Raw genomic sequence first — 16,783 nt, 5'->3', positions numbered from 1 at the left:
GTAGCAGAATGGCACGAATTGCTGGAGTTGACATACCGAGAGATAAGCACACCTGGGTATCTCTGCAGTATATTTACGGTATTGGCCCTCATCTGAGCCGCCGGATTCTGGCCCAGACCAGCATCAACCCGGACACCAAGGTGAGTGAACTTACCGAAGATGAGGTAAATCGCCTCCGCGAGGTTATCGACAAGCAATACAGGGTCGAGGGCGAACTCAGGCGCGAGGTTCAGATGAACGTCAAGCGCCTCATTGAAATCGGCAGCTACCGTGGCAGCCGGCATCGTTATAACCTGCCGGCGAGGGGGCAGCGCACCCGAACCAATGCCCGAGCCCGGCGGGGTGTTCGCAAGACAGTAGCCGGCAGAGGTCAGAGACGAGGCATGGCTAAGAAATAAGTAAGACAAGGAGTCTTTTATGGCACAGAAGAAGCAAGCGAGAACAAGACGGCGGGAACGGAAGAATATTCCAGCAGGGAAAGCCTTTATTCAGTCCACCTTTAACAATACTATTGTTACCCTCACCGACCCCGAGGGCAATGTCATTGCCTGGGGCAGTTCCGGCACCGCCGGTTTCAAAGGCTCCCGCAAGGGTACTCCCTACGCCGCTCAGATGGCAGCTCGTGAGGCGGTACGCAAGGCAATGATGCACGGCCTGCGTCAGGTCGAGGTCTACGTGAAGGGACCAGGTAGCGGTCGTGAGGCAGCCATCCGCTCGCTGCAAAGTTCTGGACTGTATATTACGGGCATTAAAGATGTTACCCCCATCCCCCATAACGGCTGCCGCCCGCCAAAAAGACGAAGAGTGTAGAAGAGAGGGAAAATGGCAAGATACGTTGGCGCAGTATGTCGGATGTGCCGCCGCAGCGGCGTAAAGCTCTTCCTGAAGGGCGATCGGTGCTTTACACCCAAGTGCAGTATTGAGAAGCGGCCGAGGCCCCCGGGACAGCAGTCCCGCCGGCGGCAGAGAATATCCGACCGCGGCATGCAGCTTCGTGAGAAACAGAAAGCCCGCTACAGCTACGGCATGCTGGAGAAACAGTTCCGGAGGACCTTTACCGAAGCGGGAAGGCAGGCAGGCGTTACTGGCGATAACCTGCTCATCCTGCTGGAGAGGCGACTGGACAACATCGTCTATCGCCTAGGTTTCTCTGACTCACGTAATCAGGCGCGCCAGCTGGTCTGCCACGGGCATATTACGCTCAACGATCGGCGGACCGATATCCCTTCGGCACTGGTCAAGGAGGGGGACACGATTAGCTGGCGGAAAGAAAGTGCCAAGTCGGAATATTACAAACAGCTTGCGCAGACCATTGAATCCAAGACAGTGCCAGAATGGTTGAGTCTGGATAAGAAAAAGCTGGTGGGGCAGGTGGTTTCTCTGCCCACACCAGAAGACATAGAAGCCACGTTTGACGGCAAAACAATCGTGGAACACTACTCGCGATAAAGAGTAAGGAGGTAGAGACTTTTGTCTCGTCTGATAATTCCGAAAATCGATTGCAGAGAGAGTAAGGACAACTACGGCCGGTTTACCGCCGAGCCGCTGGAACGCGGTTTTGGCGTTACACTCGGCAATGCCCTGCGTCGTATATTGCTGGGTTACCTCCCTGGTGCGGCAGTAACGCAGGTCAGGATCGAAGGCATCAGGCATGAATTCACCGCCATTCCTCACGCCAAGGAAGATGTCACCGAATTTTTACTCAACGTCAAGGCGATACGGATAAAGCCGCTTTCCGGCCAGCCCGGTAAACTGGTCCTCGATATACAGGGTGAGGGTCAAGTTTGTGCTGCGGATATCAAACCATCAACCGACTTTGAAATCTCCAATCCGGAAATTAATCTGATCACGCTTGATTCACCGGAAGCCAAGCTCTATATTGAGTTTGATATCGAACTGGGCGAGGGTTATCGGACCGCTGAGTCAAATGATAGTATGCCGGTGGGGACAATTCCCGTTGATGCCATCTTCTCTCCGACACGCAAGGCCAATTTCACCACCGAGCCAGTTCACGTGGGGCGTGAGACCAGCCACGAGCGGCTGGTTCTGGAAGTATGGACCGATGGCACTACAACTCCAGTTGATGCCATCAGCCGCGCGGCCAGCATACTTATCGAGCAGCTCAGCCCGTTTGTTGAGTACATCAAGGTATCCCAGATGAAAGCTGAAGAGCAGCTTATCCGTCTCTCCATACCCGATGAGAAATACAATATGCCCGTGGAACAGCTGGACCTCTCGGTGCGGACGATGAACTGCCTCAGGCGCGGCGGCATCGCCACGGTTGGCGAACTTATCAGTAAAAAAGCAAAGGATTTACTCCAGCTGCGCAACTTCGGCCAGAAATCGTTTAATGAGATAGGGGATAAACTGAAGGAACTGGGGCTGTCCCTCTCGTCACAGGTTGGCGCAAAAGAAGAAACGCCGCCAGAAGACGCATCACCAGAAGAGACAGACACGGCCATAGATATGTCAGAAGAAAGCGAGTCGCAATCCGGAGAAGCAGAAGATGAGGCATAACGTAGCGGGAAGAAAATTAGGCAGGACGACCAGTCACCGTAAAGCATTGTACCGCAATCTCGTGACCGACCTGCTGAGATACGAGAAAATCGTTACTACCGAGCCCAAGGCGAAGGAAGTACGTAGCCTCGCCGAAAAAATGGTCACTCTTGGCAAGGAAGGCGGCCTGAGTGCATTTCGGCAGGCACTGTCATTTATTTATGACAAGAATGTGGCGGACAAGGTTTTTTCCGAGCTGGCCACAAGATACGCCGAGCGACACGGCGGTTACACTCGCATTGTGAAGCTTGGTCCCAGACTGGGAGACAGTGCACCCATGGTGCAGCTTTCACTGGTCGAGTAACCACCATCATTATTACAGCAAGAAGAGGTTGTCAGCTTGGCAGAGCACACCAAGATGGTACTGATTATGGAATATGACGGCACAAACTACCACGGTTTTCAACTGCAGGTCAGTCAACCCACCGTTCAGGGCGAGGTTGAGTCGGCATTATTGAAGCTGACCGGAGAAAGAGTTCGCGTGCTGGCGGCAAGTCGCACTGACACCGGCGTTCACGCCCAGGAGCAGGTGGTGAGCTTACGCACCACCTCATCGCTGCCGGAACACGCGTTTATCGGCGGCTTGAATCACTATCTGCCCGATGATATTGCGGTGAGGGACGCTTTCCGGGTCAATGATGTATTCAACGTTCGTCGTAATGCGGTAAGTCGAGAATACCATTACATTATATTGAATCGAACCGCCCGCTCCCCTATCCGGCATCGCTTTGCCCACCATGTTCCGGGCAAACTGGATATAGCGGCGATGAATAAAGCCTGTCAGTGTCTCGCCGGTGAGCATGATTTCGCCTCATTCGCCACGGCTCTGGAAAGCCGTATAAAGAGCACGGTGCGCCGTGTCCACCAGGCCGATGTGATAAAGGATGGCGACCTGATTACTTTTCGCATAATCGCCAATTCTTTTCTGCCCCACCAGGTACGGAATACCGTTGGGGCGCTCATCAGGGTGGGTCTGGGTAAGATGACAGCTGACGAATTTCGTAGTATATTAGAAGCAAGGACACCCGGGCTGGCAGGCCCAACTGCGCCTGCCCAAGGGTTATGCCTGATGCGAGTGAATTATCCACATTCCCGGGAGGAACTGCGCAATTGAAAACCTACAGCACCAAAATAAAGGACGTTGAGCGAAAGTGGCACGTGATTGATGCTTCAGGCAGGACACTGGGCAAGCTGGCCACGGAAGCCGCCGGCCTGCTCATGGGTAAACACAAGCCAACTTTCAGCTACAATCTGGATACCGGCGACCACGTTATCGTAATCAATGCCGAAAAAGTACAGGTTACGGGCAATAAGCTGAAGCAGAAGCACTACTACCGGCATTCCGGCTATCCGGGAGGATTCAAAAGCATATCACTGGAAAAAATGATGCAGGATAACCCAACGCGGGTCGTCGAGCACGCCATCAGGGGTATGCTGCCACATACGCGACTGGGTGCCGAGATACGGAAGAAACTCAGGGTTTATACCGGTGATACGCACCCGCATCTCGCGCAGGTAGCACAATCATCAGGCACCAAGCCAAAGACAGAAGAACAGAGGGTAAGCTAAATGGCAACAAAACAATCCTATTTTCACGGTACCGGACGGAGAAAGACATCTGTAGCTCAGGTAAGGATTATGCCCGGCAACGGCGCCATAATCATCAATGGTGTGCCCTATGAGGAATTGTTCCCCAGCCTGGAGCACCGCCGCGCGATACTGCAGCCTCTTCTGGTCACGGAAAGCCTGGGCAATTACAACGCCATGGTCAAGGTGAATGGCGGCGGCATTACCGGCCAGAGCGGCGCCATCTCACTCGGTATTGCCCGCGCTCTTGTGGAGGCGGACGGGAGCCTCAAGCCCATACTGCGCCAGAACGGTCTGCTTACCCGCGACCCGCGGGTGAAAGAGCGAAAGAAACCCGGGCTCAGGCGAGCGCGCAAAGCACCTCAGTACACCAAGCGTTAAGCCTTAACAATCATTATGGTGAAATATGAGAGAGGGGCTTCCGCCCCTCTCTTTTTTGTCTCTAATAAATTGTTTGAAAATATTAAGCCTATTTCTGTCTGATTCCGGCCAGTTTCTTCCCGGATTCCAGCAGCCTTTCCACTTTGGCGTCAGAGCTGCTCTCTGCGTAGATGCGGAGCACCGGCTCCGTGCCGGAAAACCTTATCAGCAGCCAGCTGTTATCCGCCAGGATATACCGGAAGCCATCGGCAGTATCGATTTTGTTAACTTTTACCCCTTCAATTAAGTCCGGCGGATTGTCGCGCAGTCGATTGATGATTGTATTGCGTTCCGCTTCCGGAAACTCAGCATCTATCCGATGGTAATAGTGCGGTCCGACCCTGTCATAGAGATAGGACAGAAGCTCTGAAGGCGTTTTACCCGTCTTCATCATGAAATCGAGAAAATAGAGGCTCGCCAGGATGCCGTCACGCTCGGCAACGTGGCCGCGGAAACCGTAGCCACCACTTTCCTCCCCGCCAATCAGCGCGTTCTCGGCGTTCATTATCGGGGCCACATACTTGAAGCCCACCGTCGTCTCAAATACCGGTACGTTGTACAGCTCGCCCAACCGGTCAATCATGCTGGAGCTGGTCAGTGTTTTCACCAGCGGTCCCCTCTCCCCACGTGCCTCCAGAAGGTAGAGGCAGAGCATGGCGAAAGTCTGTAGCTGGGTGATGAAGCTGCCATTTTCATCTATTATGCCTACGCGGTCGGCATCGCCATCTGTCGCCAGGCCAATGCTGGCCCCCTGCTCCCTGACCAGCGCCGATAACCTCTTCAGGTTGAGGGCAATCGGCTCGGGTCGCACCATACCTGGGAAAAGCGGATTGCGTTCACCGTTTATCTCGGTTACCTTGGTATCGCCACCCTGCAGCATACTTTTCAAATAACCTATACCGGCACCGTACATGGAATCTATTATTATGTCAAGTCCAGCTTTGCGTATTGCATTTAAGTCTACAAGCTTCGCCACCTGTTTGAGATAAACAGGTGCCAGGTCAATGTGTTCCACCAGCCCCTCTTCCACAGCCTTTTCCAGTGGCATCCGTGCCGGCTGTCCTTCAGCCAGTATCCGATCGATTGCCTTTATTATTTCAGCGGTAATATCATCCGGTGCACTGGCTCCGTGCCAGTCTTTATATTTGAAACCGTTCCAGATGCCGGGATTGTGGCTGGCGGTGATAATGATGGCACCGGCTGCCTTTCTGGCCAGCACACCGTAACTGACGACGGGCGTTGGCGTTGCCCTATCACACAGGTAGGTCCTGACTCCGCTCGCGGCGGTCACCTCGGCGGCGGCGGCGGCAAAGTCCTCGGAAGCAAAACGGGTGTCATAGCCGATAATCAATCCCTGTTTGGTCATCCCCGCCTGTTTCAGGTAGTCAACGACCCCCTGCGCGCAGACCCGTACATTGTCAAAGGTAAAATCCATGGCGATTATGGCTCGCCAGCCATCGGTACCGAATTTAATGACGTTTTTCATCAGCACTCCCTTCACTGGGTAACAGATCACGGAAATAGTATGAGTCCCTGGTGACGGTTCTGCCCAGGGCGAACGGGATACTCTGCCTGAATATCGGCCCGGCGAAGACGAAGGAGTGGAACTCACCGTTTTCACCCGCGGGGTCAACGCCTGGCGGCAGCTCGGACAGGAAATTCTCATCAAGCACTTTACCTAAAAAACTCCTGGGCATTAATTTGGTATTAACGCAGGTAATCACCGCTTTGAAACCCAGGGAGATAAAGGAACGGGTAAGCTCTAGAGTTTCACGTCCCCAGATGGGCAAGATGGGAGTCATCCCTAATCTGGACAGGTTCTTTTCCCGGTACTCCTTGATCCACTCCAGGAAGATATCCCCGAAAACCACGTGATTTATGCCGTCTGATTTCACCTTGCCAAGGACATCCATCAAACGGGACTCATATTCCTCTTCCGAGCATTCCCTGGGTATCGGTATCTTTATTAAGGGTAGTCCCAGCGCCCGCGACTGCTGTTCCAGCAGCGTGCGGCGCACGCCATGCATGCTCACCCGGTCGTGAGGCTCGCTTATCGAGGTGAGCAAAGACACGACCTGATAGTTGCCGTCTCGCTGAATCTCATAAAGGCTGAGGGCGCTGTCTTTACCCCCGCTCCAGGATACGATGACCTTTTCCATCATAGATAAGTAGGTGCCATTATATATATCTGCCAATCGATTTGGCAATTGCTTTCAACTCTGTCATCAGCCGGGTGAAGTCGGATATGGTCAGCGATTGCAGGCCGTCCACCAGCGCTTCCTTCGGGTTGGGGTGGACTTCAATAAGGATTCCATCAGCCCCGGCCGCTACGGCGGCTTTGGCGATTGCCGGCACCAGCGAGTAGTGCCCTGCCGCATGGCTTGGGTCGACAATCAACGGCAGGTGACTGAACTTCTTTACCACCGGCACGGAGGAGATATCCAGCGAAAAGCGGACACTGTCCTCGAATGTCCTGATGCCGCGCTCGCAGAGAATGACCTGGTTATTTCCCTCGGCCAGCAGATAATCGGCGGCGGTCAGCCATTCCGTGATGGTGCTGGAAAAGCCGCGCTTGAGCATGACCGGCCGCTGGCTTTTCCCCACCTCGGTTAGCAGGGCGAAGTTCTGCATGTTGCGAGCACCAACCTGAAGAATATCCGCTGATTTGATTACAAGCTCAACGTCGTGCGGGTCAACGACTTCGGTTATTACCGGTAAGCTGAAGGTCTCTCTCGCTTTGGCCAGCAGTTCCAACCCCGCCTCCTCCAATCCCTGAAAACTGAACGGAGAGGAACGCGGTTTATAGGCTCCACCGCGCAGCACTGCTGCTCCCGCTTCTTTCACTGCCTTGGCCACTTCCATAAGCCGCTCTTCATTCTCCACCGCACAGGGGCCGGCCATGACCACGACATGCTTCCCGCCGATCTGCACCTTGCCCACGTTTACCACGCTGTCTTCACTCTTGAACTCGCGGGAAGCCAGCTTATACGGCTTCATAATACGGGTGACGCTTTCCACACCGGGAAGTACGGCAAAAGTATCCGTAGGCACCTGCCCGGTATTGCTGCCTAGGATGGCGATGACTACCTTGTCCGTGCCAAGGTTCAACTGTACCTGGAAGCCGAGCGATTTGGCGCGCTGCACGACGCTGTCAACCTGCTGGACATCAACCCCCCTCTGCATTTCAACTATCATTTCTCTTCACCCAACATTATTTTATTAGGTGACCTTCCCCCTTTGTCCTTCCCTCCTATCAGGGAGGAAGGAAGGGTTATAAAAGGGGGGCTTCGCCCCTTTAGAACCTCTTAATTTTTTCTCAATTGAGTGGCTTAGGGAGTCTCTGAACAAATATCGAAACTCCTTGGCATAACAGAAATACAACTAGTGGTGTAAGAATCAATCCTAAGATAAGACCTGCCATACCCCAGGCAGAATCAGATAAGTTACCGCTAGCCATAAGTCGAATGCTTGGCGGAAGGGAAGCCATAACTACGCTTAATAAACCTAAACCCACGCTGATTATTCCAAGTCCTACACCTATACGCACAATATCATCTGGATGAGATGAAAATGCGTGAAGTCTTCCAGAGAGTCCGACCTCTTTTATAATCAACTCGATTCCCTCTGGCGGGTCAGTCCAACCAAGAGCATTTCTGTACCATTCGTTGATTTCTATGCGCCCCTCTTTCTTTGGTGTACCCCGAATCTGACAATATGCTTTCCTTTTGTATGCCTCAATCTTGACATAGGCTCCATTCCGAATACCTTTACGCAAGTTTTCCGAAACTCTTATCCAACCCTTATGTTCATCATCCTTATTTGCTAAGGAAATCGGTGACTTTAACTTGATGACTTTTTTAGGTTTCCGCCAACACACTATTCGACCCCTCTAACCTTCTTAAGAAATTTATCCTCTACCCCAGTACCTCTTTTCTCAGCATATCTGCCTTGTCCGTCTTCTCCCAGGATAGGTCAATGTCGTCCCGGCCGAAGTGCCCGTAGCAGGCGGTCTGGCGGTAAATGGGGCGGCGCAGGTTTAAATACCGGATGATGGCGCCCGGCCGCAGGTCAAAATGTTTGTTTACCAGCCCAAGAAGCACCTCATTGCTGACCTTGCCCGTGCCGAAGGTCTCGATGGAAATGGAGAGCGGGTGGGCAACGCCGATGACGTAGGAGACCTGAATTTCCAATCGCTCCGCCAGCCCCGCCGCAACCAGATTCTTGGCCACGTAGCGCGCGGCATACGCCGCCGAACGGTCAACCTTGGTCGGGTCCTTGCCGGAAAAGGCACCGCCGCCGTGCCGGGCAATGCCGCCGTAGGTATCGACCAGTATCTTCCGACCGGTAAAGCCGGTGTCAGATACCGGCCCGCCGATGACAAACCGGCCGGTGGCATTGACGTAGTACTGCGTTTCCTTGTCCAGAAGCGATGGCGGGATGACTTTCCTGACCACGTGCTCAATAATATCCTGCTGAATTTTATCGTGGGACGGGTCGGGGTCGTGCTGGGCACCGATGACCACATTGGTCACCCGAACTGGCTTCCCGTTACTGTACTCCACGGTAACCTGCGACTTGCCATCGGGGCGGAGGTACGGCAATGTCCCCTTCCTCCTCACCTCGGCCAGTTGTCGGCACAGCTTGTGCGACAGAGAAATCGGCAGTGGCATCAGTTCCGGGGTCTCGTTGCAGGCGAATCCAACCATCATTCCCTGGTCGCCGGCCCCGATTTCGTCCATTTCGGTGGCTGATTTCTCGGTCTTGGCCTCCAGCGACTTATCCACACCCAGCGCTATGTCCGCCGACTGCTCATTGATGGAAACCATCACGCCGCATGACTGGAAATCAAATCCGTATTCGGGGCGGACATACCCGATATCTCGAACCACCTGCCGCACTATCTGCGGTACCTCCACGTAGCAGTCGGTGGTTATCTCCCCCATGACAATGACCAGACCGTTGGTCACCGCTGTTTCACACGCTACCCGACCATATGGGTCTTGCTTCATTATTGCATCCAGTATGGCATCCGATATCTGGTCGCAAATCTTATCCGGGTGTCCTTCTGCCACTGACTCGGATGTCATCAAGTAACTGGATGAGCTCGCAAAACTACTGGTCATTTTGGCCTCCATTTGAATAACTCCAAGATTCTATGTTCCCTCTTCCCAGCCCGCCAGATATTTCCTCTGCTCCTCGGTCAGGCTGTCAATCTCAACGCCCATCGCGGTGAGTTTCAACCTGGCAACCTGCCGGTCAATATCCTCCGGCACTGGGTGGACGCTGGTCTCCAGCTTGCCATCATTCTTGGCCAGATATTCAAGGCACAGCGCCTGATTGGCAAAACTCATATCCATGACGCTGGCCGGATGGCCTTCCGCTGCGGCCAGGTTTATCAGTCTCCCTTCCCCCAGCAGATACAGGCTGCGTCCGTCTGTCAGCGAGTACTCATCAACGAAGTCACGTATTTTCCGCGTGCTTTTTGCCATGCTCTGGAGAGCCGGGATATTTATTTCCACATTGAAGTGTCCGCTGTTGGCCAGAATGGCGCCGTCCTTCATGGCCTCAAAGTGTACCCGGTCAATGACGTTCTTGTCGCCCGTAGTGGTGACGAAAATGTCACCGATTCTGGCTGCTTCCATAAGGGGCATGACCTGGAACCCGTCCATCACCGCCTCCAGTGCCCGCACCGGCTCTACCTCAACAATGATGACATGAGCACCCAGGCCCTCGGCCCGCATGGCCACGCCGTGGCCGCACCACCCGTAGCCGCAGACGACCACCTTTTTCCCCGCCCACAAGATATTGGTAGCACGGGTAATTCCATCGATGGTGCTCTGCCCGGTCCCGTAGCGATTGTCAAAGAGGTACTTGGTCTGCGCATCGTTCACCGCGATAATGGGATACTTCAGCTTTCCGGCACCGGCCATACTTCGCAGCCGGACCACGCCGGTGGTCGTCTCCTCGGTCCCGCCAATGACGTTATCCATCATCTCCTGTCTTTTGGTATGCAGCGTGGTCACCAGGTCGGCACCGTCGTCCACGGTGAGCTGAGGTTTATGGTCTATGGCGGTATTGATGTGCTTGTAATAGGTCGTCTCGTCTTCACCCTTGATGGCATTGGTCGGAATATCATACTCTACCAGCGCCGCCGCCACGTCATCCTGCGTGCTCAGGGGATTGGAGGCGCAGAGAATAAGGTCGGCACCTCCCGCCTTCAATGTCAGCGCCAGGTTGGCCGTCTCGGTGGTGACGTGGAGACAGGCTGAAATCCGCAGTCCTTTCAGCGGCTTCTCTTTGGCAAACCGCTCTCCTATAAGCCTCACTACCGGCATCTCCCGAAAGGCCCATTCGATGCGCCGTCGGCCTGCCTCGGCCAGCGACTGGTCTTTTACATCGTAGTTATGTAAAGCCATTGTGCTCCTTTGTCAAAATCGACGCCATGTTAATTAATGATACAGGGGATTCAGCTTTTATTCAAGAAAACCTCCCCTATTTTATAGCTGCCACTATGCGATATAATATTAGTTGTACGGAAAGTAAAAATGAAACGATTCGAGCTTATCGAGCACACGGCTGACATGGGACTGGTCGCCTACGGGCATGACCTGGCTGAGGCGTTTGCCAACGCTGCCTATGGCCTATTCTCCATTATCGCCGACCTCGGCAGGGTACAGGAAAGAGAGTCCTGTCAGGTAGAGCTTAAAGAAGAAGACACGGAAACCCTGCTCTTCGAGTGGCTCAACTATTTACTCTATATATTCGACGTCGAGATGCTGCTGCTGAAGCGGTTTGATATCGAACGTTTTGATGGTTCTGTCTTGACGGCAATCTGCTACGGTGAAAAGTACGACCCTTCCCGCCATCGCTTGAAGACGGGGGTGAAGTCGGCTACCTATCACATGCTGAAGGTTGACCGGGAGAAGAATCAGGTACAGGTTATCCTGGACGTGTAGGAGGTGACAGGATGGCGCCGTGGAATGGACCGCTGGAAAAAATCGATGACTATCGCTGGCGAATACCGAGAAGCTACAAGCAGGGCATGCGTGTGCCCGGCATTATCTACGCTGACGCCGATATGGTAAAGCAAATTCGCCAGGAACAGGCCTTGGAGCAGGTGGTCAACGTCGCCTTCCTGCCCGGCATTGTGGACTACTCGCTGGCCATGCCCGATATCCACTGGGGCTACGGCTTTCCCATCGGCGGAGTGGCGGCAATGAGGGTGGATGATGGCGTGATTTCGCCGGGAGGCGTTGGCTTTGACATCAACTGCGGCGTACGCCTGCTGCGCACGAATCTGATGAAGGGTGACGTCATCCCGAAAATGAAGCAACTTATGGACGCCCTGTACAACAGCGTGCCCTCAGGCGTTGGCTCCAAGGGTAAAATCAGGCTGAAGGGCGGAGAGATAAATGATGTTTTGAGAAAAGGCTCTCGCTGGGCGGTGGAACACGGGTACGGTAGGCCGGAAGACCTGGAGAGCACCGAGGAAAACGGCGAGATGGCCGGGGCCGACCCGTCCAAGGTCAGCGGGCGAGCCAAGGAGCGCGGCACTCCACAGCTGGGCACACTGGGCTCGGGCAACCACTTCCTTGAGGTGGCACTGGTTGACCAGATTTACGAGCCGGACATTGCCGGGGCCATGGGCATCAACGAGGTCGACCAGGTGATGCTTTACGTTCACTGCGGCTCGCGCGGTCTGGGCCACCAGGTAGCCGATGACTACATCAAGGAGATGGTCAGGGCAATGACCAGATACGACATCGACCTCCCCGACCGCCAGCTCGCCTGCAGCCCGGTCAAATCCCCGGAGGGCCAGGCATATCTGGCCGCAATGCGCTGTGCTGCCAACTACGCCTGGGCCAACCGACAGTGCATCGCCCACTGGGTGAGGGAGTCGTTCTGCCAGGTGCTGGGAATAAAAGAAGCCGATGCCGGCCTGGAGCTTATCTACGACGTCGCCCACAATATCGCCAAGATAGAGGAATACGTGGTCAATGGTCAGAAGCTGAAGCTATGTGTGCACCGCAAGGGTGCTACGCGGGCTTTTCCCGCCGGCCATCCCGACGTACCCAAGAAATATGCTCAGATCGGTCAGCCGGTGCTCATTCCCGGAGATATGGGGCGGTTTTCCTACGTGCTGGTCGGGACGGAGCAGGCGATGAAGGAGACGTTCGGCTCCACCTGCCACGGTGCCGGCAGATTGCAGAGCCGGTCCGCAGCGAAGAGGCATCAAAGCGGAAGAGATGTACTTGAGTCGCTGCAGTCACGCGGCATAACGGTGCGTGCCGGCAGCCTCTCTGGACTTGCCGAGGAGGCTCCAGAAGCCTACAAAGACGTTTCCTTGGTGGTGGGCATTGCCCACAATGCCGGTATCTCGAAAATCGTGGCCAGAACGAGGCCAATCGGGGTTATCAAAGGCTAGGGACAGCGCGATTACCCTATCCCCACCCGTTCTTTGACCAGAGCCAGGGTCTTTTCGGCCGTCGGTCGGACCTTATCTGCCCCCTCGGCCAGCAGCCGGTCAATATGTGCCGGGTCGGCGGTCAGCTCACGATAGCGGGTCTGCACCACATTGACGCTTTCGACGACCACCTCAGCCAGTTCCCGCTTCAAGTCCACGTAGCCTTTGCCCTCAAACCGCGACTCAATCTCTTCTCTGCCCTGCCCGGTGAACTGCTCGTAGATGACGAGCAGATTATTTATACCGGGACGGTTTTCGTCAAAGCGTATCTCGCGCAGGGAGTCGGTGGTCGCCCGCATGATTTTGCTCCGCATATCATCAGGGGAATCGAGCAGATTTATAGCGCGACCCGGCTGCTCCTCGCTCTTGCTCATCTTCTGTGTCGGGTCGTCGAGACCCATGATACGGGCGCCCGTCTTGGCGATGACCGCTTTGGGCACGGTAAACGTCTCGCCGTAGATGGTGTTGAAGCGCTGGGCCGCATTTCGCGCCAGCTCAACATGCTGTTTCTGGTCCTCCCCCACCGGCACCTCGTCAGTATTGTAGAGCAGGATATCAGCCGCCATCAGCGCCGGATAGTCGAAGAGCGCGGTGCTGACCTCCTCCCTCTGTTTCTGCGATTTTTCCTTGAACTGGGTCATGCGCCGCATCCAGCCCATCGGGATGTAGCAGTTGAGAATCCAGGTCAGCTCGCTGTGTTCATGGACGTGGGACTGGACAAAGACACTGGCTATAGTGGGGTCAATCCCGGAGGCAATGAGCAGCCCCGCCACCTCCCGTATCTTTGCCTTCAGTACCTTGGGCTCCTGGGGAACGGTGATGGCGTGGAGGTCGACGACGCAGAAGATGCTGTCATACTCGTGCTGTATCTTCAGCCAGTGCTGGATGGCACCGAGGTAGTTGCCGATATGCAGGTCACCGGTGGGCTGGATGCCGGAAAAGACGCGCTTTTTCATATATTTACCATGCTCCTCTCGATTCATTTAAAGCCGTTTTCACGCTTCTCATTTTACGCTGTCTCGATTGCTTTCTTCAAGGCCGCCCTAGCCAGCAGCCGCGTCGAGTCCAGCACCGGCAGCGGTGAGCTTTCCTGCGTTACGATTAAAGGTATCTCGGTGCAGCCCAGGACCACGGCGTCGCAGCCACGGTCTTTCAGCCAGTTGATAACCCCGGTGAAATAGGCGCGCGATTCATCGGTGAAGATACCAGCCACCAGCTCGTCCAGAATAATCGAGTTGATGCGCTCGCGGTCCTCTTTCTCCGGAATCATATGCCCGATGCCGGCAGCGTCAAGCTTCTTTCTATATACCGGGCCTTCCATCAAAAAGCGCGTGCCCAGTATGCCGAGTTTCTTAAGATTATTACGTTTAGCCTCCTCCGCCACCACCCCGGCGATGTGCAGCCAGGGAATCGGCGATTTATCAACGAATAGCTCAAAAGCCTGGTGGATGGTGTTGTCCGGGCAGATGGCGAATTCCGCGCCCGCCCCGGCTACTTTCTTCACGGAAGCAAGCATGAGGTCGGCAATGCTCTTCCAGTCATCGGCCTCAATGTACCGCATATAGTCGGCAAGGGAAAAGGTGTGCATGGTGACCTCGGGGTGGTCGTATTTCCCCAGCAAAGCCGGTGCTTCGGTGCAGATGGTGCGATAGCAGAGCGCCGCCCCCTCCGCGCTGCAGGCAACGATGCCAATGTGCTTGTTCATACTGTTCTCCTCTCGTTGATAGTAACCATTCGGTTCAGGACGCTTTTCCGCTATTATATCACTCTTATGGAGGGGTTTGGATTTCTTTCTGCCCTGTGATAAGATGGAGGCACTCACCAAGTTCCAATTCAGCGACCCTGGAGACCGGCATGTACGATTTCAAAGGCAAAGTGGCGCTGATAACCGGGGCAGCACGCAAGCGCGGTATGGGCCACGCCACGGCGATACGTCTGGCCAGGTGCGGCGCCGACGTGGCGGTGAACGGGCGCTACCGCCCGCCGGAGGAGTTTCCCGAGGAGGAAAAGGCGGAGGGGTGGCGGGGGCTGGAGAGCCTGGTTGAGGAAATCGAGTCCTTTGGCGTGAGAGGGCTGGCCATCACCGCCGACATTACCGATAGAAAACAGGTCCAGGAAATGGTGGAGCGGGTCGTCAACGAGTTCGGACACCTGGATATCCTCGTTGCCAATGCCGGGGTCTATGTGCCGCAGCCTTTTCTGGAGACCGAAGAGGAACAGTGGCACCGCCATATCGCCGCCAACCTCACCGGCGTTTTCCACTGCGGCCAGACGGTGGCCAGGCATATGGCGGAGAGAAAGAGCGGCGTTATCGTCAACGTCGCTTCTCTTTCGGGTAAGGTGGGGCGGGCCAATGTCAGCGCATACACGGCTTCCAAATTCGGCGTCGTCGGTCTGACCCAGGTCATGGCCGTCGAGCTGGCGCCCTACAACATCAGGGTCAACGCCGTCTGCCCGGGTCGATTTCTCACCGACCTGAGCGACTACGGGAAGGCTGCAAAAATTGCCAGCGAGAAAGGAATAAGCGTAACCGAAGCCGCCCACAGCATCCACGCCGACGCGGTGCAATTCACTCCGCTGGGACGCCTCGGCTACCCTGACGACGCAGCCAATCTGATTGCCTTTCTCTGCTCGGAGGAGGCCAGCTTCATTACCGGGCAGTCCATCAATGTTGACGGCGGTCGGTTGACCGCCCATTAAATATTTTATTGACTAGTCCAGCGCCAGGGGATACTGCCCGAACTCCCTGATTGCCTTGACCATCGCCAGGTAATTTTGGGGATTGACGCCGGAATGAATCGAGTTGCTGGACATGCATATCAGCCCCCCACCCTTCCCCGCCTTCCTGATGACCTCCCTGGTCTCCCGGCGCACTTCTTCCTCCGTCCCTGAGACGAGGCTGAAGGCACAGCTTACGTTGCCGCACAGACAGATTTTATCGCCAAAGGTGGCCTTGGCCTCGCCGATGTCCATCCCGGCCATGGGGTCGATGGGGTGCAGACCGTCGGCACCGGCATCAATGATGGTGTCATAGATGGGCCAGATATTGCCATCCGTATGCTTGATTACGGGGACTCCCCGACTATGTGCGAAATCGACGAGCTTCTTGAAAGGCGGCGCCAGAAACCTTTCCGTGAACTCACGGGAGACCATCGGCCGCTCGGTCATCGCCCAGTCGCCGTTTATCCAGAAGATATCAACGCCCATATCGATGCAGTTCCGCATATACCTCAGCTGGTAGTCCATCATGAATTCATTGGCCCGGTAAATGAATTCGGGGTTTTTCACCATGGCACGGAAATAGTTCACGTCGCCGAGGAAGTTTTCACGGCCGAGAGCAAAGATATCGGTCACCCCGACCACGATGGCCCGTTCTCCTTTGAAACGTTTTACAAGCTGCTTTAAATGTTCGTACCGCCACTCTTCATCAGGGTCGGGAAGCTTGTAGCCGTCAAGGTCTTTCTCGGACTTAATCGCGGGCTCCATCGGGATGGGATTGTCTTCGGATGAGTAGCGAACGAGGCCGCCCCACTGGTCGCGTTTGACCTTCTCACCCTCGCCCACATTTTCGTAGCTCCAGGAATGCGTCCGGTCAATAAACCTGACGCCGTCCAGGTCCAGGTGCTCGACAATATCTTCCTCTGAAGCACCGGGCAGTATGGCCTCCCTCACCCTCTTGGCAATCCGTTCGAAATGGGGCACCCGGTCCGGTTCCTGTATTTTGAGTGCTGTCATCACCCGTTCCAGTCCGTTCAT

20 protein-coding genes are annotated in these 16,783 nt (G+C 55.1%); 11 read left to right on the top strand and 9 right to left on the bottom strand.

Features of this window, described 5'->3' with window-relative positions; genetic code table 11:
• Positions 1 to 8: 8 nt before the first annotated feature.
• The 8 genes from rpsM to rpsI are packed head-to-tail and all read left to right on the top strand — an operon-like array spanning position 9 to position 4,524.
• Positions 9 to 398, top strand: coding sequence for a 30S ribosomal protein S13 (gene rpsM / locus KKD83_05985; GenBank protein ID MBU2535695.1), 390 nt, complete (start codon positions 9 to 11; stop codon positions 396 to 398).
• A 19-nt stretch (positions 399 to 417) separates the two neighbouring features.
• Positions 418 to 810: a 30S ribosomal protein S11 gene (rpsK, locus tag KKD83_05980; GenBank protein MBU2535694.1), complete on the top strand. Its 393-nt coding sequence runs from the start codon at positions 418 to 420 to the stop codon at positions 808 to 810.
• A 12-nt stretch (positions 811 to 822) separates the two neighbouring features.
• Positions 823 to 1,449, top strand: a complete 627-nt coding sequence (rpsD, locus tag KKD83_05975) for a 30S ribosomal protein S4 (GenBank protein MBU2535693.1) — start codon at positions 823 to 825, stop codon at positions 1,447 to 1,449.
• Between the two features lie 21 nt (positions 1,450 to 1,470).
• Positions 1,471 to 2,517, top strand: a complete 1,047-nt coding sequence (locus KKD83_05970; protein MBU2535692.1) for a DNA-directed RNA polymerase subunit alpha — start codon at positions 1,471 to 1,473, stop codon at positions 2,515 to 2,517.
• Positions 2,507 to 2,860, top strand: coding sequence for a 50S ribosomal protein L17 (gene rplQ / locus KKD83_05965; protein ID MBU2535691.1), 354 nt, complete (start codon positions 2,507 to 2,509; stop codon positions 2,858 to 2,860). Before KKD83_05970 ends, rplQ begins: the two co-directional genes overlap by 11 nt.
• A gap of 60 nt (positions 2,861 to 2,920) precedes the next feature.
• The gene (gene truA, locus KKD83_05960) at positions 2,921 to 3,670 is read left to right on the top strand and encodes a tRNA pseudouridine(38-40) synthase TruA (GenBank protein MBU2535690.1); all 750 of its coding nucleotides are present in this window, start codon (positions 2,921 to 2,923) and stop codon (positions 3,668 to 3,670) included.
• Complete coding sequence (rplM, locus tag KKD83_05955; protein ID MBU2535689.1) at positions 3,619 to 4,125, top strand: 50S ribosomal protein L13; 507 nt, start codon at positions 3,619 to 3,621, stop codon at positions 4,123 to 4,125. The genes truA and rplM overlap by 52 nt, the downstream gene beginning before the upstream one ends.
• Complete coding sequence (rpsI, locus tag KKD83_05950; GenBank protein ID MBU2535688.1) at positions 4,126 to 4,524, top strand: 30S ribosomal protein S9; 399 nt, start codon at positions 4,126 to 4,128, stop codon at positions 4,522 to 4,524.
• Between the two features lie 88 nt (positions 4,525 to 4,612).
• Here rpsI and KKD83_05945 read toward each other — a convergent pair whose 3' ends face one another.
• The 6 genes from KKD83_05945 to ahcY form a co-directional block, all read right to left on the bottom strand.
• Positions 4,613 to 6,049, bottom strand: a complete 1,437-nt coding sequence (locus tag KKD83_05945; protein ID MBU2535687.1) for a phosphoglucomutase/phosphomannomutase family protein — start codon at positions 6,047 to 6,049, stop codon at positions 4,613 to 4,615.
• Complete coding sequence (locus KKD83_05940) at positions 6,033 to 6,758, bottom strand: diphthine--ammonia ligase (GenBank protein ID MBU2535686.1); 726 nt, start codon at positions 6,756 to 6,758, stop codon at positions 6,033 to 6,035. Before KKD83_05940 ends, KKD83_05945 begins: the two co-directional genes overlap by 17 nt.
• Positions 6,742 to 7,758 (bottom strand): 3-deoxy-7-phosphoheptulonate synthase, encoded by a 1,017-nt coding sequence (gene aroF / locus KKD83_05935; protein ID MBU2535685.1) that lies wholly within the window; start codon positions 7,756 to 7,758, stop codon positions 6,742 to 6,744. Before aroF ends, KKD83_05940 begins: the two co-directional genes overlap by 17 nt.
• Positions 7,759 to 7,879: 121 nt before the next feature.
• The gene (locus KKD83_05930; GenBank protein ID MBU2535684.1) at positions 7,880 to 8,440 is read right to left on the bottom strand and encodes a hypothetical protein; all 561 of its coding nucleotides are present in this window, start codon (positions 8,438 to 8,440) and stop codon (positions 7,880 to 7,882) included.
• A 37-nt stretch (positions 8,441 to 8,477) separates the two neighbouring features.
• Positions 8,478 to 9,686 (bottom strand): methionine adenosyltransferase, encoded by a 1,209-nt coding sequence (gene metK / locus KKD83_05925; protein MBU2535683.1) that lies wholly within the window; start codon positions 9,684 to 9,686, stop codon positions 8,478 to 8,480.
• Between the two features lie 30 nt (positions 9,687 to 9,716).
• Positions 9,717 to 10,979 carry an adenosylhomocysteinase gene (ahcY, locus tag KKD83_05920; GenBank protein MBU2535682.1) on the bottom strand — a complete coding sequence of 421 codons (1,263 nt, stop codon included), beginning with the start codon at positions 10,977 to 10,979 and terminating at the stop codon, positions 9,717 to 9,719.
• A gap of 129 nt (positions 10,980 to 11,108) precedes the next feature.
• Here ahcY and KKD83_05915 point away from each other — a divergent pair, with 129 nt between their 5' ends.
• Positions 11,109 to 11,519, top strand: coding sequence for an archease (locus tag KKD83_05915; GenBank protein MBU2535681.1), 411 nt, complete (start codon positions 11,109 to 11,111; stop codon positions 11,517 to 11,519).
• Between the two features lie 11 nt (positions 11,520 to 11,530).
• On the top strand, positions 11,531 to 12,988 hold the full coding sequence (locus KKD83_05910) for an RtcB family protein (GenBank protein MBU2535680.1): 1,458 nt from the start codon (positions 11,531 to 11,533) through the stop codon (positions 12,986 to 12,988).
• An 11-nt stretch (positions 12,989 to 12,999) separates the two neighbouring features.
• On the opposite strand, the gene trpS is transcribed toward KKD83_05910, so the two are convergent.
• Entirely contained in the window at positions 13,000 to 13,983 is a 984-nt protein-coding gene (trpS, locus tag KKD83_05905; protein MBU2535679.1) for a tryptophan--tRNA ligase, read from the bottom strand.
• A 53-nt stretch (positions 13,984 to 14,036) separates the two neighbouring features.
• A complete protein-coding gene (locus KKD83_05900; protein ID MBU2535678.1) occupies positions 14,037 to 14,732 on the bottom strand; it encodes an amino acid racemase in 696 nt (231 codons plus the stop codon).
• A gap of 149 nt (positions 14,733 to 14,881) precedes the next feature.
• Between KKD83_05900 and KKD83_05895 the strand changes: the two genes are divergently transcribed.
• The gene (locus KKD83_05895; protein MBU2535677.1) at positions 14,882 to 15,727 is read left to right on the top strand and encodes an SDR family oxidoreductase; all 846 of its coding nucleotides are present in this window, start codon (positions 14,882 to 14,884) and stop codon (positions 15,725 to 15,727) included.
• Positions 15,728 to 15,739: 12 nt separating this feature from the next.
• Here the strand turns inward: KKD83_05895 and KKD83_05890 are convergent, their stop codons facing one another.
• Entirely contained in the window at positions 15,740 to 16,783 is a 1,044-nt protein-coding gene (locus KKD83_05890; protein MBU2535676.1) for a hypothetical protein, read from the bottom strand.

It is taken from the genome of Chloroflexota bacterium, assembly GCA_018829775.1.
Classification (GTDB): Bacteria; Chloroflexota; Dehalococcoidia; order Dehalococcoidales; family RBG-16-60-22; genus E44-bin89.
This window is presented reverse-complemented; position numbering and strand designations above follow the sequence as displayed.

Bases quoted from the DNA above. Each gene is read 5' to 3' on its own strand.
- rpsM (MBU2535695.1), top strand. From the start codon at position 9: ATGGCACGAATTGCTGGAGTTGACATACCGAGAGATAAGCACACCTGG.
- rpsK (MBU2535694.1), top strand. From the start codon at position 418: ATGGCACAGAAGAAGCAAGCGAGAACAAGACGGCGGGAACGGAAGAAT.
- rpsD (MBU2535693.1), top strand. From the start codon at position 823: ATGGCAAGATACGTTGGCGCAGTATGTCGGATGTGCCGCCGCAGCGGC.
- rplQ (MBU2535691.1), top strand. From the start codon at position 2,507: ATGAGGCATAACGTAGCGGGAAGAAAATTAGGCAGGACGACCAGTCAC.
- rplM (MBU2535689.1), top strand. From the start codon at position 3,619: ATGCCTGATGCGAGTGAATTATCCACATTCCCGGGAGGAACTGCGCAA.
- rpsI (MBU2535688.1), top strand. From the start codon at position 4,126: ATGGCAACAAAACAATCCTATTTTCACGGTACCGGACGGAGAAAGACA.
- KKD83_05945 (MBU2535687.1), bottom strand. From the start codon at position 6,049: ATGAAAAACGTCATTAAATTCGGTACCGATGGCTGGCGAGCCATAATC.
- aroF (MBU2535685.1), bottom strand. From the start codon at position 7,758: ATGATAGTTGAAATGCAGAGGGGGGTTGATGTCCAGCAGGTTGACAGC.
- metK (MBU2535683.1), bottom strand. From the start codon at position 9,686: ATGACCAGTAGTTTTGCGAGCTCATCCAGTTACTTGATGACATCCGAG.
- ahcY (MBU2535682.1), bottom strand. From the start codon at position 10,979: ATGGCTTTACATAACTACGATGTAAAAGACCAGTCGCTGGCCGAGGCA.
- KKD83_05915 (MBU2535681.1), top strand. From the start codon at position 11,109: ATGAAACGATTCGAGCTTATCGAGCACACGGCTGACATGGGACTGGTC.
- KKD83_05910 (MBU2535680.1), top strand. From the start codon at position 11,531: ATGGCGCCGTGGAATGGACCGCTGGAAAAAATCGATGACTATCGCTGG.
- trpS (MBU2535679.1), bottom strand. From the start codon at position 13,983: ATGAAAAAGCGCGTCTTTTCCGGCATCCAGCCCACCGGTGACCTGCAT.
- KKD83_05900 (MBU2535678.1), bottom strand. From the start codon at position 14,732: ATGAACAAGCACATTGGCATCGTTGCCTGCAGCGCGGAGGGGGCGGCG.
- KKD83_05895 (MBU2535677.1), top strand. From the start codon at position 14,882: ATGTACGATTTCAAAGGCAAAGTGGCGCTGATAACCGGGGCAGCACGC.
- KKD83_05890 (MBU2535676.1), bottom strand. From the start codon at position 16,783: ATGAACGGACTGGAACGGGTGATGACAGCACTCAAAATACAGGAACCG.